Genomic DNA, 1,658 nt, shown 5'->3' on the forward strand with positions numbered 1-1,658 from the left:
TAGAAATGAAGCAAATTCCAAGCAAAACCAAATTAGAAGATGACATTGCATTGCAATTGGATCTAGGTGGCGGTGCTTGGGATAAAGACGATCGTTTGTTTGAGCCGAGTTCACTGTTTGAAGACATGTTTGCCGACGAAACTGAAGAAAAGAAAGTGAAACCACCGCAAGTCTTCATTTTCTCGAGCGCAGAAGTCACGCCGTTTACCTTGTCTTTTTTTCCACAAAAAGGCGATGCGTTTAACGATGGTTGGCGAGTGATCGGAAAAGAGAGTGGGCAAATTCTGTTGGTAGCGCCAGGTGAAGAAGTGGAAGAGGATGCGAATGCGCAATTTTAAGCAAACTCAACCAAACTTAAACCGTCGCCGAGTGCGAGGGATGACGTTGCTTGAAGTGTTGGTTGCACTGGCTATTTTTGCCACCGCGGCGATCAGTGTGATTCGCTCAGTGAGTCAACACATCAACACAGTCAGCTACTTAGAAGAAAAGATGTTTGCAGCAATGGTTGTGGATAACCAAATGGCGAATGTGATGCTAGATACTGGCGCGCTGAAAGCCAAGAATGGTACCGAAGAGCTAGCAGGGCGTACATGGTATTGGAAAGTCACGCCTGTAGCCACCACGCAGCCATTGCTGAAAGCATTTGATGTAAGTGTCGCGACCGCGAAAAACGCGAGTCCAGTTGTTACGGTAAGAAGCTATGTGGCGCAGTAATCCCAATCGCGCAAATAAGCGCCGTACAGCAAAAGGTTTTACACTCATTGAAGTGCTGGTGTCGATAGCAATCTTTGCCAGTTTGAGCGTGGCGGCATACCAAGTGGTGTCGCAAGTTCAGCGCAGTAACGAGTTGTCGCAAGAGCGAACTCAGCGTTTGAATGAACTGCAACGCGCCATGGTGATGATGGATAACGACTTCCGCCAAATGGCATTGCGTCAAACGCGTACCAACGGCGAAGACCCTGCCGGGCAACTGATCTTTTGGTCGGATTATTTACTCGATTCCGACGCGAAAGGCCTAATGTTTGCACGTGTGGGGTGGCATAACCCGCAGCAACAGTTCCCGCGTGGTGAAGTGACTAAAGTGGGCTATCGCGTTAAAGAAGAAACCTTGCAGCGTGTTTGGTGGCGTTATCCAGATACCCCAGTTGGGCAGGAAGGCATTGTCACTCCGTTGCTGACGCAGGTGGAATCTTTCGACATGCGTTTTTATGACGGTAAACAGTGGAAGAAAGAGTGGGACAGCAATAAAGAGTTGCCGAAAGCTGTCTCAGTTGTCTTGAAGTTGAAGGATTACGGTGAAATTGCGCGCACGTATCTAACGCCAGATGGCAAGCTTGCAGAAAGTGAAAGAAACAAAGCATCGGAGGGCAACAACAATGGCTAATCGTCAGCGTGGTGTTGCTTTGATTATTGTACTGATGTTGTTGGCGATTATGGCGACCATTGCTGCCACCATGTCTGAACGTTTGTTTTTGCAGTTTCAGCGCGGTTCAAACCAAATCCATTACCAGCAAGCATATTGGTACAGTGTTGGTGTTGAAGCCTTGGCTGAAGTGGGTATCGAGCAGAGCTACAAAGACAGCGATACCATCAACCTCAGCCAACCTTGGGCGATTAAAGAACAAGTGTACCCATTGGACTATGGTCAAGCTGCAGGA

General features: G+C 48.1%; 2 protein-coding genes and 2 pseudogenes. All 4 read left to right on the top strand.

Annotation, left to right across the window (positions count from 1 at the left end; all coding sequences use genetic code 11):
• Nucleotides 1-338, top strand: a pseudogene (locus tag R7E00_RS22815) (type II secretion system protein GspH); the annotation flags it as partial.
• Nucleotides 325-714: a type II secretion system minor pseudopilin GspI gene (gene gspI / locus R7E00_RS22820; RefSeq protein WP_005478722.1), complete on the top strand. Its 390-nt coding sequence runs from the start codon at nucleotides 325-327 to the stop codon at nucleotides 712-714. The pseudogene R7E00_RS22815 and the gene gspI, both read left to right, overlap by 14 nt.
• Nucleotides 701-1,384 carry a type II secretion system minor pseudopilin GspJ gene (gene gspJ / locus R7E00_RS22825; RefSeq protein WP_020904375.1) on the top strand — a complete coding sequence of 228 codons (684 nt, stop codon included), beginning with the start codon at nucleotides 701-703 and terminating at the stop codon, nucleotides 1,382-1,384. Before gspI ends, gspJ begins: the two co-directional genes overlap by 14 nt.
• A pseudogene (locus tag R7E00_RS22830) lies at nucleotides 1,377-1,658 on the top strand (type II secretion system protein GspK); the annotation flags it as partial. The gene gspJ and the pseudogene R7E00_RS22830, both read left to right, overlap by 8 nt.

The sequence above is a fragment of the Vibrio sp. Vb1755 genome (assembly GCF_033338635.1).
Classification (GTDB): domain Bacteria; phylum Pseudomonadota; class Gammaproteobacteria; order Enterobacterales; family Vibrionaceae; genus Vibrio; species Vibrio alginolyticus.

What these genes read in the sequence shown, in the direction of transcription:
- gspI (WP_005478722.1), top strand. Translation starts at nt 325, where the DNA reads ATGCGCAATTTTAAGCAAACTCAACCAAACTTAAACCGTCGCCGAGTG.
- gspJ (WP_020904375.1), top strand. Translation starts at nt 701, where the DNA reads ATGTGGCGCAGTAATCCCAATCGCGCAAATAAGCGCCGTACAGCAAAA.